The sequence below is a fragment of the Cupriavidus sp. R6-3 genome (genome assembly GCF_059772245.1).
This window is the reverse complement of the sequence record NZ_JCBAJO010000127.1, coordinates 1-14,170: the sequence shown is the minus strand read 5'-3', so window position 1 is coordinate 14,170 and position 14,170 is coordinate 1. Positions and strand designations below refer to the sequence as shown.

11 protein-coding genes are annotated in these 14,170 nt (G+C 68.3%); 2 read left to right on the top strand and 9 right to left on the bottom strand.

Annotated features, from left to right (window positions below):
* The 3 genes from AC6EI8_RS17620 to AC6EI8_RS17610 form a co-directional block, all read right to left on the bottom strand.
* Nucleotides 1–714: LysR family transcriptional regulator (locus AC6EI8_RS17620; protein ID WP_498382507.1), on the bottom strand; the 714-nt coding region annotated here is incomplete at its 3' end.
* Nucleotides 715–821: 107 nt separating this feature from the next.
* The gene (locus AC6EI8_RS17615) at nt 822–2,168 is read right to left on the bottom strand and encodes an erythromycin esterase family protein (RefSeq protein ID WP_498382506.1); all 1,347 of its coding nucleotides are present in this window, start codon (nt 2,166–2,168) and stop codon (nt 822–824) included.
* A gap of 120 nt (nt 2,169–2,288) precedes the next feature.
* Nucleotides 2,289–2,987, bottom strand: a complete 699-nt coding sequence (locus AC6EI8_RS17610; protein WP_498382505.1) for a protein-L-isoaspartate(D-aspartate) O-methyltransferase — start codon at nt 2,985–2,987, stop codon at nt 2,289–2,291.
* A 298-nt stretch (nt 2,988–3,285) separates the two neighbouring features.
* On the opposite strand from AC6EI8_RS17610, the gene AC6EI8_RS17605 reads away from it, so the two are divergent.
* Nucleotides 3,286–3,732 (top strand): hypothetical protein, encoded by a 447-nt coding sequence (locus AC6EI8_RS17605; protein WP_498382504.1) that lies wholly within the window; start codon nt 3,286–3,288, stop codon nt 3,730–3,732.
* 20 nt (nt 3,733–3,752) lie between these two features.
* Here AC6EI8_RS17605 and AC6EI8_RS17600 read toward each other — a convergent pair whose 3' ends face one another.
* From AC6EI8_RS17600 to xsc, 6 genes are all read right to left on the bottom strand, one after another.
* Nucleotides 3,753–5,321 carry a tannase/feruloyl esterase family alpha/beta hydrolase gene (locus tag AC6EI8_RS17600; RefSeq protein WP_498382503.1) on the bottom strand — a complete coding sequence of 523 codons (1,569 nt, stop codon included), beginning with the start codon at nt 5,319–5,321 and terminating at the stop codon, nt 3,753–3,755.
* Between the two features lie 279 nt (nt 5,322–5,600).
* Nucleotides 5,601–7,124: a MocR-like pyridoxine biosynthesis transcription factor PdxR gene (gene pdxR / locus AC6EI8_RS17595; protein ID WP_150082490.1), complete on the bottom strand. Its 1,524-nt coding sequence runs from the start codon at nt 7,122–7,124 to the stop codon at nt 5,601–5,603.
* Nucleotides 7,125–7,261: 137 nt separating this feature from the next.
* Nucleotides 7,262–8,746, bottom strand: coding sequence for an NAD(P)/FAD-dependent oxidoreductase (locus tag AC6EI8_RS17590; RefSeq protein ID WP_223819502.1), 1,485 nt, complete (start codon nt 8,744–8,746; stop codon nt 7,262–7,264).
* A gap of 28 nt (nt 8,747–8,774) precedes the next feature.
* Nucleotides 8,775–9,197, bottom strand: coding sequence for a nuclear transport factor 2 family protein (locus AC6EI8_RS17585; RefSeq protein WP_149316512.1), 423 nt, complete (start codon nt 9,195–9,197; stop codon nt 8,775–8,777).
* Between the two features lie 228 nt (nt 9,198–9,425).
* Complete coding sequence (locus AC6EI8_RS17580; RefSeq protein ID WP_265635364.1) at nt 9,426–10,826, bottom strand: amino acid permease; 1,401 nt, start codon at nt 10,824–10,826, stop codon at nt 9,426–9,428.
* A 204-nt stretch (nt 10,827–11,030) separates the two neighbouring features.
* The gene (xsc, locus tag AC6EI8_RS17575; protein ID WP_187829069.1) at nt 11,031–12,833 is read right to left on the bottom strand and encodes a sulfoacetaldehyde acetyltransferase; all 1,803 of its coding nucleotides are present in this window, start codon (nt 12,831–12,833) and stop codon (nt 11,031–11,033) included.
* 268 nt (nt 12,834–13,101) lie between these two features.
* Between xsc and AC6EI8_RS17570 the strand changes: the two genes are divergently transcribed.
* A complete protein-coding gene (locus tag AC6EI8_RS17570) occupies nt 13,102–14,076 on the top strand; it encodes an AAA family ATPase (RefSeq protein ID WP_498382502.1) in 975 nt (324 codons plus the stop codon).
* The last annotated feature ends 94 nt before the right edge of the window (nt 14,077–14,170 follow it).

Below are 14,170 nucleotides of genomic sequence, written 5' to 3'. Positions count from 1 at the left end.
GACCAGCGCCAGCACCGCGTCGAAGGTCGGCGCATGCAGGCGGACATTGGGCGAGCGCCCCAGCCGGTGCGCGGTATCGCGCAGGAACACGACATTGCTGGTATCGCGGCCCGGGCAGACGAAGTCGTGCTCCAGCGCCGCGCCGAAGCGCACGCCGCCGGGTTGCGCCTGCGCCTCGCGCGTCAGCGGATGGTCGGCCGGCACGGCCAGGATCAGCTCGTCGACCGCGTACGGCATCCAGCGCACGCCCTGCGTCTCGACCTCGCCGGCGAGCACGCCAACGTCGGCCTCGCCCGCGGCGATGGCGGCCGCGATCTCGCGGCTGGCCCGTTCCTCCAGGTCGATATTGACCTCGGGATGGGCATTCAGGAAGCGGCCGACGCTCGGCAGAATGAAGCCGTTCAGCGAACTGCTGTTGGCGATCAGGCGGATATTGCCCTTCAACCCCGCGGAAAACCGCCCCAGCTCGCCGTGCATCCGCTCCAGGCCGCGCAGCAGTTCGCGCACGTGGCCGAGCAGCGCGGTGCCGGCTGCGGTCAGCTCCATGCCGCGTGCCGCGCGCACGAACAACGGCGTGCCCAGCGCCAGCTCGAGGTTCTTGAGCCGATAGCTGGCCGCCGATGCGGTGATATGGATGGCGGCGGCGCCGCCGGACAGGCTTTGCGATTCGGCGATGGCCTGGAACAGCCGTAGGTCCGTCAATTCGTAGCGCACCGGGGTCTCTCTGGCGGTCGATCGGGCGGGCCATGCCGTCCATTGCGTGGCCCGTGCCGCATTCTAAGCCGCGCCCTGCGCCGGACGCCGGTGGAGCCACGTCGTGGCTACAGGCCGAACGGATACGTATCCGGCATGCCGGTACGCGCCGCGGTGGGCAAGGCCTTGACGGCGTCGCTGCGGTCGAACCATGCCAGCGCATCGAACTGCTGCGGCAGGCAGGCGAACGCATAGTGGCTGGCGAACTCGGTGTCGGGCCGGTAGACCACGCCGATGAAGCGTTCCTGGCGCGGCACCGTCAGCAGCGCGCGCGCCTGCTCGTGGACGCCTTCGCGCAGGTCGATGAAGCAGCGGTCAATGCCGGTGCGCTGGAACAGCGCCTCGTAGCTGTCGGCGCGCGCGGGCACGACGTCCATCACCTGCATCGGCCCGTCCCAGTCGGACGCCGCCGCCACGGTGCCGCGCGACGTCGAAAAGCCGATCAGCGCCGCCTCCTTGCCGAAGCGCGCGCGGCACAGCCGGCCGATATTGATCTCGCCATGGTCGCGGCCCATCGCCGTCGCATCCGCATCGCCGATATGCGAGTTGTGCGCCCATACCACCGCCTTCGCGCCCGGCGCATAGGTGTCCAGCAGCCGCGTCAGCGTGTCGAACATATGGGTGTCGCGCAGGTTCCAGCTTTCGGGCCCGCCGTAGTACATCAGCCGGTAGTACTGCTCGGCAGAGGCCACCAGATGCGCGTTCTGCGCGGCGTCGAAGAAGGGCTCGCGCCCGCGCAGGGCGTAGTCAAGCTGCCTTTCCAGCAGCGCCTGCAGCTGGGCGATGACTTCGTCCTCGCAATCGCGCGCGCGGCCGCTCAGCACCGCGCGGCCGTAGCGCGACGGGTCCTCGCGCCACGGCAGCAGGCAGCCGTAGCGTTCACGCGCCTCGCGCGCGCCGTCGGGATCGACGCGGTTCAGATAGCCCAGCACAGTCGAGATCGAGCTGCCCAGGCTGTAGATGTCGAGGCCGAAGAAGCCTGCGCGCTGGTCCGGCGCGCGATCGGCGTTGTAGCCCCGCATCCATTCGACCAGCGCCTCCACCGACGTGTTGCGCCACATCCAGGTCGGGAAGCGCCGGAACGGCGGTTCCTGATGTTCGGCCGCGGGCAGCTGGCGGACATAGCGGTCGATCGCGGCAGCATCCGGCCAGTCTGCCTCGACCGCCACGATGCGAAAGCCGTGCCGCTCGATCAGCCGTCGCGTGAAGGCCGCGCGCGCATCGTAGAACTGCGCGGTGCCGTGCGTCGATTCGCCGAGCAATACCACGCGGCAGTCGGCAAACCGGTCCACCGCCGCGGCAAACGCCGGATCGTCGATCGCCGGCAGCCGTTCGGCCGCCTCGGCGATGCATTCGACGATATCGGTATCGGCGAGCACCTGGCCGGTGATGGGATCGTGCAGTGCGCTGGTCATGTCGGTCCTCCGGGAGTTCGTCGATGGTTTTCGGTCGATGGTCCCCGATCGATGGTCGTAGATCGATGGTCGTAGATCGATGCGGGGTTCTCGATTCGATGATGCTGGAGTCGATGGTCCTCAATCGCCGGCATTCTCGTTGCCCGCTTCCTCGGCCGTGCACGCGACCAGCGGCACGAAGGCCACGCCGGCGAGGTCCTCGCGCTCCAACGTGCCGTCCGCACGCTTGCCGATACGCAGCAGCCGCTGCGCGTGGCCGGGATGGCCGTGCGGCATCACCAGCGTGCCGCCCGGCGCAAGCTGCGCCAGCCACGCGGCCGGGATGTCGGGGCTGGCCGCGGCGGAAACGATGGCGTCGTAAGGCGCGCCCGCTTCCCAGCCGGCGGTGCCGTCGGCCAGGTGGACCTCGACGTTATCGAAGCCGAGCGCGCCCAGCACGTCGCTGGCACGTTCGGCCAGCCGCCGCCAGCGTTCCAGCGTGACGACGTGGGCCGCGATGCGCGCCATCACCGCGGCCGCATAGCCCGAGCCGGTGCCGATCTCCAGCACGCGCGAGGCGGGATGCAACCGCGCGGCTTCGACCATGCGGGCGACGATATAGGGCTGGGAGATGGTCTGGCCGGAGCCGATCGACAGCGGCGCATCGTCGTAGGCCGATTGCCGCAGCGCGTCGGGCACGAAGCGCTCGCGCGGCACCGCGCGCATGGCCGCCAGTACCGCGGGGTCGCGGATGCCGCGTGCGGCGATCTGCAGCTCGACCATGCGCTGCCGGTAGCGTTCGGGCTGGTGTTCGGGGCCGTTGAAGAGAGGGGGATGCATGGCGGGATCGGGGCGCGGCGCGTGTGGCGCATGTCGTGTTTCGTGTTTCGCTTGTGTCACGCATCGACCGTGCCACCGATGGCGGCCGCGATTCCCGCGTGCTGTCGATCACGTCGTTTTGCCTGCCTTTGCACCACTGGAAGATCGTGCATGGGCACGCGTACACGCCGTGTAAATGCTCCATGCGCGTGCGCGACGCCGCCGCACGACGCTAACGGCACGCCGCCGCTGGCAACGATCTTGCGTAACGCTCGGCTTCTTTTCCCCCGCCGTCCGGCGACTTCCAGGGAGCATGACGATGAAGAGCAAAGCACCACGCGCGAATCCGATGACCGATGTCACGGATGTGACCGATGTGACCGATGTGACCAGCGAGTCGTTGGCCTCGCAGCGGCCGATTCCCGCGGTCACCGAAGTGCCCGATGCTTCCACCATGCTGGCGCGCGACTACCTGAAGCTGGCCGCGCTCGGCTGGAGCTTCTATGGGGCGCTGATGGAGGAGGCCGGCTTCCAGTGGACCTCGTGGATCTGGAAGTGGGACCCCGACGAGCGCCTTGCGCAGCAGATCACCGCGCCCGCGCCGGCGCTGGCAATGGCGAGCAGATACGGGCAGACCGCCTGGGAGATCGGCGCCGACATGCAGGGGCGCTGGCTCGATGCATGGATGCGGTTCTTTACCTGGAATCCCGCGGCAGCGTTGGGCGGGATGACGGGCGGGACCCAGGCGGGCGCTACGGTGCAGTAGCGCCCGCGTTGCCTCGGAACTTACGGCGCGGTGCAGGTGTAGTTCGACGCCTGCGCCGCGGCCGCCGCGTCGTTTGCCGGTCCCGTATAGCGCGGATATTGCGGATAGCGGCACAGCGGACGCGAGAACGCGGTGGCGCCGTTGGTCTCCTTCGTGGCCGTCAGCGTGCCCGGTGCAGTGCCCTTGGTCACCCACGTATCGAGCGCCGTCAGCAGGTCGGTCTGGTCGGCGCCCGGTCCGCCGGCGCAATGATTGACGCCAGGCGCGAGGTAGTAGCGCACGAACTCGTCGGCCGATGCCTGACCGCCGACCGCGCCGACCATCCCCTGGTAATAGGCGTTGGTGGCCTTGAAGCTGAGCGCCGAGTCGTTGGTGCCGTGCCAGAGGATCAGCTTGGCGTCGCTGTTCTTCAATGGCCGCAGGTCGATGTTGGTCGCGTCGTTCAGATTCGCCAGGTTGGCCAGCGCGGCGACATTGCTGTCCCAGGTATAGGTCAGCGAGTTCTGCGAGCGGTCGCGTGCCAGATAGTTCTTGACCGTCGTGTCCTGGAACAGGAACTGCAGCGCCATGTTCAGGTTGCCGTTGCCCGTCAGCCATAGGCCCCAGGCGCCCGGATCGTCCTCGTTGCCGGTCAGCGCCCAGCCCGCATTGGAATAGGCGCCGTTGGCCCACACCGCCGGCGTGGTCCACGACTGCACCACCGCCAGCTGCGCGTCCGACAGGCAGGCGTCACCCGCGTCCGTGCCGCCGGAGCAGCGAAGTACCGCCGGATCGAAGCTGCACGACAGCGGATTCGATACCACGCCGTCGGTGATGCCATCCTGCGCATCGCAGGCATCGCGCACCGCCTTCGCCAGCAGATTGGTCTTTGCGCTGTTGAACATGCCGCCGGGGGCGGCCAGCGCCTTGGCATTGCGGTTGAATGCCCCCATGAAGCCGACCCAGTTGTAGGCCGGCGCGCGGGCGATGATGCCGTCGAACAGGTCCGGATTGCGCTGCGCCGCCATCAGTGCCTCGCGGCCGCCATTGGAGCAGCCCTCGAAGTAGGAGCGTTCCGGTGCCTTGCCATAGGCGGTCCGAAGCATCTCGCGCGCGGAGGACATCACCGTCGGCACCGACTGATGGCCGAAGAGCGCGGCGGCGTGCGGATCGTCGAGGGCAAAGTCGGCCGACAGCCCGTTGCCGGTATGGCCGGAGTCGCTGTTGACGGTGGCGTAGCCCTGTTTCAGCGAGGTCAGGTTGGTCGGCACGTCGATGCCCGGGATCGATCCGTTGTAACCGCCGCCGCCACCGTAATACAGCTTGCCGTTCCACCGATCCGGAAGCCGCAGCTCCAGGTTCAGTTGCGGCGCGATGGTCGCGTTGACCTTGCAGAAGAGCGGTTGCGGCCCGCTTGCCGCGACGGTCGCTGCCGCCGTGACGGTCGCGCCGGCGACGGTCTTGCCGGCCAGCTCCGCGCACGCCTGCGCGGCGTTGGCCGAAGGCCGGGGTTTGTGATCGTCGTCGCTGTCCCCGCACGCGGCCAGCACGGCCACTGTGACAGCAGTCAGGGCAATACGATGCCAATGAAATGCCAAAGTCGGTGCCATGTCGTCTCCTTCGATGTCGTGGAGTCCGGCCAGGACGGGCGCGACCTGCCCCTCGACACCGGTCTGGCGCAAACTCGAGCGGCTGCTGCGGTTGCTGCGGTTGCTGCTGCTTGGGGGCGGTCCGAAGAAAGCATAGACGCCGGTGACGACGCAGATTGTCCCCGCGAGGACAATCCGGGAGCCGTGGCATCGGGACTTGCCCTAGGTACGGGTCGGGAAGTGATGGGCGCGGAGCCGCCGCGGAGGCAAGGCGAGGGGAAACGCAGGAACCCCCGCGCCTCAGCGCCGCCGCTCGTGCTCGATCAGCTGGGCCAGAAGCCGCACGCCTTCCTCGATCCGTTCCTCGGCAATCCCCGTGTAGCCCAGGCGGAAGTGCGGAGATGGCCCGTCGGCCGCAAAGAACACATCGCCCGGCTCGATGATCACGCCATGCCGCAGCGCGACATCGCCGAGCTTGCGTGCGTCGAGTCCCGGCGGCCCTTCGACCCAGAAGGACGACGCCCCCGGCGAATTCTGTACGCGGCATTGCGGCAGATGCCGCGCCAGCATGTCGCGCAGCACGGCCGCGCGGCGCTGGAAGATCGGCGCCACGCGCCGCAGCAGCGCGTCGTGGTGGCCCAGCGAGATGAACAGGGCGGTGGCACGCTGGTTGTTGGCCGGCGGGTGCCGCAGCATGTAGCGCCGCAGCGCCCGCGCCTGGCGGATCACCGTGCTGGGCGCGACGATATAGCCGAGCCGGATGCCGGGCACGAACGACTTCGACAGGCTGCCCACATAGATCACGCGGCCCTCGCGGTCCAGGCTTTTCAGCGCGGGGATCGGCTGCGTCAGCGCGGGATTCTCGGTGTCGTAGTCGTCCTCGATCAGCACCACGTCGTGCCGGTGCGCCTCGGCCAGCAGCGCCTCGCGCCGGTCCAGCGGCATCGTCACCGTGGTCGGGCACTGGTAGCTCGGCGTAACGAAGGCATAGTCGCAGCGCGCCAGCTCGCCCTCGGGACGCAGGCCGTAGTCATCGACCGGCAGCGGCACGACCTCGCGTGCCCGCATGCCGAAGATCGCGCGCGCATCGCTGTAGCCCGGCTCCTCCAGCCCGACCACCGCGTCGCGCATCAACAGGTCGGCCAGCAGATAGAGCGCATGCTGGGCGCCCAGCGTGACCATGATCTCGTCGGGATTCGCCCAGACCCCGCGGCGCGGCAGCACGTGCCGCTGCAACTGCTCGATCAGCAGCGGATCGTCGCGGTCGATCAGGTCCGAGGCCCAGCCGCGGATCTCCAGCACGGCCAGCGCCATGCGCGAGCATTCGCGCCAGTCCGCGGTCGGAAACAGCGCCGGGTCGAACTGGCCATAGATGAAGGGGTAGGGGTAGTTCTGCCAGTCGTTGGGCTTGACGATCGCGCGCAGCCCGCTGATGTCGGGCAGCCGTTCGCTCCAGTCGGGGCCGGGGGATTCGCTACCGCCGTCCGTGCTGGCCGGCGTGCCCGCGGTGCCGGCGTTGCCCACGGACGGCGGCCGCGCCACGCTCGGCAGTTGTTCGACGACGAAGTAGCCGCGCCGCGGCCGTGTCTCGAGGAAGTGCTCGTCGACCAGCTGCTGGAAGGCCAGGATCACGGTATTGCGCGCGATGCCCAGCGTCGCGGCGAGTTCCCGGCTCGAGGGCAGCGCGCTGCCTTCGGGCAATTGCCGCGACAGGATCGCGGAAACGATCTGCTGGCGCAGCTGGGCCTGCAGGCTCAGGCCCGAATCGGCGGGCAATTGCAGCAGCCGATTCCAGAACGTGTTTCCCTTGCCCGCCGTGGCCATGCCGTTCGCGCTCCATCTTGTGTTGGGGTCGGGGAGCATTATCGGGCAAGGGGCGGGGAGGGGATATGAGGGAAAGCCGGTGCTTCGACGCCCTCTCCCGCACGCGGCATGTACGGCGGGAGAGAGCGCAAGCCGCGCTACAGCACGTCGTCCTTCAGGTGATACCAGTGGTACAGGAACCGCTGCCCCAGCCGCCGGAACGGTGCGAACGCCGGCGACTCGACCCACTCGCGCACATTGGGGAAGGGCAGTGCCGAACGGAAGATCGGCAGCTCCGGACCCGGGTTCTTGCCCGCGATCATCGCCGCCATGCGGCGGCCCGCCTGGGCCGAGTACATGACGCCGTTGCCGCCGTAGCCCATTGCGTAATAGAGGGTCTGCGCGGGATCGGGCTGGAAGATGCGCGGCATCATGTCGTGGCTGACGTCGACCCAGCCCCACCACGAGTAGTCGATCGGAATGCCCTTGAGCGCCGGGAACTTGCGCACCATGTCGTCGACCAGCTTCTGCTCGTATTGGGGCCGCGGCGCGTCGGTGCCGGTGATCGCGCTGCGGCTGCCGATCTGCAGGCGGCCGTCCGGCATCAGCCGGTAGTAGTGGCGCAGGATGCGGGTGTCGGTGATCACCTGCGTCGTGCGGAAATTGCAGGCCGCGATTTCGTCGGGCGTCAGCGGCCGCGTCACGATCGAGTTCGACAGGATCGGGAACAGCCGGTTCTTCAGATGGGGATGCAGGCTCTGCGAGGTGTAGCCGCCGGTGGCGACGCCGACCGCGCGCGCCCGCACGATGCCGCCCGGCGTACGCAGGTAGTGCACGCCGTCGCGCGTGGTCCAGTCGAGCACCGGGCTCGACGGATGCACGGTGGCGCCCAGCGCGCGGGCGCGGCGCAGATAGCCGAAGGCCAGCTTGCCGGCATGGATGCCGATGCCTTCAGGCTCGTGCATCGCGCCGGCCGCCTCCTTGTCGTCGACGTATTCGCGCTTGACGGTATCGGCATCGAGAATGCGGGCGTCGTAGTGGAACACCTCGCGCAGCAGCCTGGCTTCCTTCTCCAGCGCCGGCATCGCCTCCGGACGATGCGCGATGTACAGATGGCCGCCCGGCTGCGGATCGCAGTCGATATCGCGGATCAGCGTCTTGAAGGTCTCCATGCCGGCGCACACTTCCTCGTGCAGCCGCAGCGCGGCGTCCAGGCCGTAGCGCTGGATCCATTGCGAGCGCTTGAGCCGGCCCGAGGCGCATTGCGCCTGCCCGCCGTTGCGCGTGCTGCAGCCCCAGCTGACGCGGTTGGCCTCGAGCACGGTCGCCTTGATGCCGTGTTCCTGCGCCAGGAAGATTGCGCAGGTCAGCCCGGTGAAGCCCGAGCCGATGATCGCGACATCGACGTCGACGTCGTGCGTGATCGGACCGTCGTCGGGCGGGGGCTCGCCGGCGGTGCCGATCCAGTAGGTCGGGGCGTAGTCGCGGCCCTGGCCGGGCGTCGGCGCGACCAGCGGGTCGTAGGCGGGATCGTAGGGCCGGGAAGGGCCCGTGGACCCGGTGTGTCCACCAGACTGCCCGCCCGACTGGCCGGGCGTCCCGTTCTCCCGCCCGATGGCGGTGATATCGGCAATGGCTTCCATCGCTGCGCTCCTGTTGCGACGCGTTCGATCAGCCGCGCGAACCGGCCGCCAGCGCGGGACGGTCCTTGCGATAGGCGTTCTTGACCGCGATCTTGCCGTCGCGGAAGGTGAACACGTCGACCATGCGCGCCTCGATGCGCGAGCCGTCGGCCTTGGTGCCGCGGAAGGTCGATTCGCTGACGCCGCGGTCGCCGCAGACGAAATGCTCGCCGTCGAGCCAGGCAGCGTCCGGGAAGGTCTGCCAGGCCAGCTGGAAGCCCTCGCGCACCGCCTCGCGGCCGCTGAAGGTGCGGCCGAACAGTTCGCCGCCCGCCACCGCGTGGAACACGCAGTCGTCGGTCATGAAGGACATCAGCGCGTCGATGTCGTGGCGGTTCCAGGCATCGCTGAAGGCCTGCAGCGTGGCGGCGGTGACGCCGCCGCTGGCGCCACCGGCCTGCTGTCCGGACAGGTTGCTGTCGGCCGCGGTCGCTTCGGTGCCGGCCTGCTTGCTTGCGTACTCCACTTGAATCTCCTCGATGTTGTTGCGGTCCGCGCGGCAGCGGACCCGGTCCTTTGCACGTTCCCAGCATAGGGAAGCGCCGGGACGCGCTGTAGGGCCAGTTGGATGGAATCGATTGGGCCAGCGGCTGCCGGCCCGGTGGGCTTGTCGTCCCCGGCGGACGCGGGGACGACGGGATCAGCGCCGTACCGCGTGGGCGCGGGGCATGTCGCCCAGATGCTGCTGGTGCGGGTCGATCTCGCTCTCGCGCCGCTCCGCGCCGCGGCGGTACTGCCGACGGACCAGATAGACCAGCAGCAGGATGCCGAGGCTGACCACGCCGAGCAGCAGCGGCTTGCGCTGGTCCGGAATGAAGGCCATCGCCACCACGATGCCCGTCATGCCCAGGATCGCCACATAGGTCAGATACGGATACATCCACATGCGCACGCGCAGCTTGTGCGGCGCCTCGCGTTCGAGCCGCGCGCGCAGCCGCAGCTGCGATACCGCGATCAGGATGTAGACGAAGATCGCCACCGTGCCGTACGAATTGACCAGAAAGGCGAACACCGTGTCGGGCGAGACGTAGGACATCACGACCGCGGCATAGCCGAACAGCGTCGAGAACAGGATCGCACGGACCGGCACGCCGTTGCGGTTCAACTTGGCCAGTCCGGCCGGGGCATCGCCGCGGCGCGTCAGCGCGAAGATCATCCGCGACGAGGCGTACAGGCCCGAGTTCAGCGCCGACAGCACCGCGGTCAGCACCACCGCGTTCATCACCTGCGCCGCGCCGCGGATGCCCATGGCGTCGAGCGCGCTGACATACGGCGTGGCGATGCCGGGCGAGTTCCACGGCACCAGGCACACCACCAGCAGCACCGAGCCGACATAGAACACCAGCACGCGCGTGATCACCGAGTGGGTGGCCTTGGCGACCGCCTTCTGCGGCTCCGCGGTCTCGGCCGCGGCGATGGTCACGATTTCCGCGCCGAAGTAGAAGCCCGTCGCCGCGACGGCGCCGGTCAGCACCGGCATGATGCCGTTCGGCGCGAAGCCGCCGTGCGCCGTCAGGTTGGCGACGCTGGGCGCGGTATCGGGCCACATGCCGAGCACGAACAGGCCGGCCAGGAACAGGAACACGACGATCGCGGCCACCTTGATCGAGGCGAACCAGAACTCGAACTCGCCGAAGGACTTGACGGAGAACAGGTTGGTCAGCGTCAGCATCACCAGCAGCACCAGGCTGATGGCCCAGGAGGGCACGTCGGGCAGCCAGTAGCGGATCAGGTCGGCACCGGCCACGGCCTCGAGCGCGACCACGATGACCCAGAAGTACCAGTACATCCAGCCGGTCAGGAAGCTGGCGAGCGCGCCGGCCTCGGGTTTGCCGTGCCACGCTTCGCGCGCGTATTCGTAGAAGGAGCCGACGGTGGGCAGCGCGCAGGCCATCTCGCCGAGCATCCGCATCACCAGCACCACCAGCATGCCGGTCAGCAGGAAGGACAGGACGGCCGCCGGGCCGGCCGACTTGATGACGACGCCGCTGCCGACGAACAGTCCGGCACCGATCACGCCGCCGAGCGCGATCATCGTCATGTGGCGCTGTTTCAGGCTGTGCTTGAGGCCGCGCGAGCCCTCGGGGTTATCCAGCAATTTTTGTCTCCAGTGCTTCTCATGATGGTGTCGTCACGGCGTCGCTGTCTTTGTTTTGTCTGTCCGGGGCCGCATTGCTGCGGCGGCCCCGAAGGCCGTGATCGCGCGGCGCGGCCGGGGCCGCACCGCGCGCCTCGTTTGCTTCCGTTATACGTAATCCTTGTACTTGTCGAGCAGGCGGACCGGCTTGGACAAGGCATCGCGGCGGAACGGATCGCCCAGTTCGCGGGTGCACATGATTTCCACGATGGTGGTCTTGCCGTGGTTCATCTGCAGGTCGATGGCCTTCTTCAGCGCGGGGCCGACGTCCTCGAGCCGGTCGACCACGATGCCTTCGGCGCCCATCGCGCGGGCGATCTCGGCGAAGCTCGGATTGTCCAGCTCGCCGGCGACGAAGCGGCGGTTGTAGAAGTCCACCTGGTTCTTCTTCTCCGCGCCCCACTGGCGGTTGTGGAAGACTACCGCGGTGACCGGGATGTTGTGGCGCACGCAGGTCATGGTTTCCATCAGGCTCATGCCCCAGGCGCCGTCACCCGCGTACGAGATCGCCGGACGGTGCGGTGCCGCGACCTTGGCGCCGATGATGGTGGGGAAGGCGTAGCCGCAGTTGCCCCAGCTCATTGCCGCGAAGAAGCTGCGCGGCTTTTCGAAGCGCAGATAGCTGTTGGCCACCGAGTTGATGTTGCCGATGTCGGTCGACACCATCACGTCGGCCGGCATGGCCTTCTCGAGTTCGCGCAGCACCTGGCGCGGATGCAGGTAGTAGCCGCCGTTCGGCGTGCGCTCGTTCTTCTGCTCCTCGATCATGTCCAGGCTGAACGGGTCGCGCTCGTGCGTCCACTCGTCCAGTTCCTTCTCCCAGGCCGCCTTTTCGGTGGCGATCTGGTCGGCGCGCGCGGCGCGGGTCGCGTCGCAGGCCAGCGTGCGATTGGCCAGGCGTTCGGTCAGCGCGACGGCGGCCGCCTTGGCGTCGCCGCAGATGCCGACCGAGATCTTCTTCACCAGGCCCAGCATCTTGTGGTCGGCGTCGATCTGGATGATCTTGGCCGTCTTCGGCCAGTAGTCCATGCCGTGCTGCGGCAGCGTGCCGAACGGTCCGAGGCGCGAACCGAGCGCCACCACCACGTCGGCGCGCGAGATCAGCTTCATCGCCGCCTTCGAGCCCTGGTAGCCGAGCGGGCCGCACCACAGCGGGTGGCTGGCGGGGAAGGAATCGTTGTGCAGATAGCTGTTGACCACCGGCGCGCCCAGCCGCTCGGCCAGCGCCTTGCATTCCTCGACGCCGTCGGCCATCACCACGCCGCCGCCGGAGATGATCACCGGGAACTTGGCCTGCGCCAGCAGCTCGGCCGCTTCGTTCAGGCTCTGCTCCCCGCCGGGGCCACGGTCCAGCCGGCGCGGCTGCGGGATCTCGGCCTTGATCTGCCCGTAGAAGTAGTCGCGCGGGATGTTCAGCTGGGTCGGGCCCATCTCGGCCATCGCGCGATCGAAGCAGCGGCCGGTGAATTCGGCCATGCGCGCCGGGTTGGTGACGTGGCCCTGGTACTTGGTGAACTCCTGGAACATCGGCAGCTGGTTGGCTTCCTGGAAGCCGCCCAGGCCGATGCCCATGGTGCCGGCCTCCGGCGTGACGATCACCACCGGGCTGTGCGCCCAGTAGGCCGCGGCAATCGCGGTCACGCAGTTGCTGATGCCCGGACCGTTCTGGCCGATCACGACGCCGTGGCGGCCCGACACGCGGGCATAGCCGTCGGCCATGTGGCCCGCGCCCTGCTCATGCACCACCGGGATCAGGCGGATGCCGGCCGGCGCGAAGATGTCCATCGCATCCATGAAGGCCGAGCCCATGATGCCGAACATATCGGTGACGCCGTTGGCGGCGAGGGTTTCGACGAAGGCCTCGGAAGGCGTCATGGCCTGCGGGCCGGCGGTGGGGGTGTGGTCGGACATGCTTGCGGTCTCCGGTAGGTTGGGATCGTTGTGATCGTAAAACGGTACGTGATGTACCGAAAAATGTTGTTTCGCTGAAATGTAGGACGGACCGCAGGCATCGTCAATAGGAAAATCCATTATTCGGAATGTGTTGTGTCTAAAAATGAGACTGAGCTATGATGGCTCCATGGAACCGCGGGGCCATGGCGCGCGCCTGCGCCGCCGCGGGACATCAGGGGAATCCCACATCAGGGAAATCCCTCCAGCCTCATCCAGGAGAACCGAAGTGGCGATCGACCTTGCCAGCGTGGAACCGGACCGCATGGTGTCGGTGCGTGATGTGTTCGGCATCGACAGCGCGATGCGGGTGCCGGCCTTCGGCGTGCGCGACGACCACGTGCCGGAAATCGATCCGGGCTACCGCTTCGAACCGGAGGTCACGCTGGCGATCCTGTCCGGCTTCGTGCGCAATCGCCGCGTGCTGGTGCACGGGCTGCACGGCACCGGCAAGTCGACCCATATCGAACAGGTGGCGGCGCGGCTGAACTGGCCGTGCCTGCGCGTCAATCTGGATGGGCATATCGGCCGCATGGACCTGGTCGGGCGCGACACCGTGGTGCTGCGCGATGGCCAGCAGGTCACCGAATTCCAGGAGGGCATCGTGCCGTGGGCGCTGCAGCGGCCGATCGCGCTGGTGTTCGACGAATACGACGCGGGCCGTCCGGACGTGATGTTCGTGATCCAGCGCGTGCTCGAGCGCGATGGCCGCTTCACGCTGCTGGACCAGAACCGCGTGATCCAGCCGCATCCGTTCTTCCGGCTGTTCGCGACCGCCAATACGGTCGGGCTCGGCAACCTGACCGGCATGTATCACGGCACCCATCTGCTGAACCACGCGCAGATCGACCGCTGGAACGTAGTGGCGACGCTCGACTATCTGCCGCGCGAGGCGGAGATCGACATCGTGCTGGCGCGCGTGCCGGAGCTGGCCGACGCGGCGGGACGCGAGCTGGTCGGCGCGATGGTCGCCGTCGCTCAGCTGACGCGCGAGGGGTTTGCCGCGGGCGACGTGTCGACGCTGATGTCGCCGCGCACGGTGATCGCCTGGGCCGAGAACTGCCAGATCTTCCGCGATCCGGCGCTGGCGTTCCGGCTCAGCTTCCTGAACAAGTGCGAGCCGGGTGAGCGCCCGATCGTCGCCGAGTATTTCCAGCGGGGCTTCGGCACCGAGCTGGCGCCCTGCGGCGACGCGGCGGCCTGACGATGTTGGCACCGGCGATACCGGAGGCCGAACACGCGGCGGCGTCGAAGGTTGCGGCCGCGGCGACGCCGGAGGCTAGGGCCGTGCTGACGCC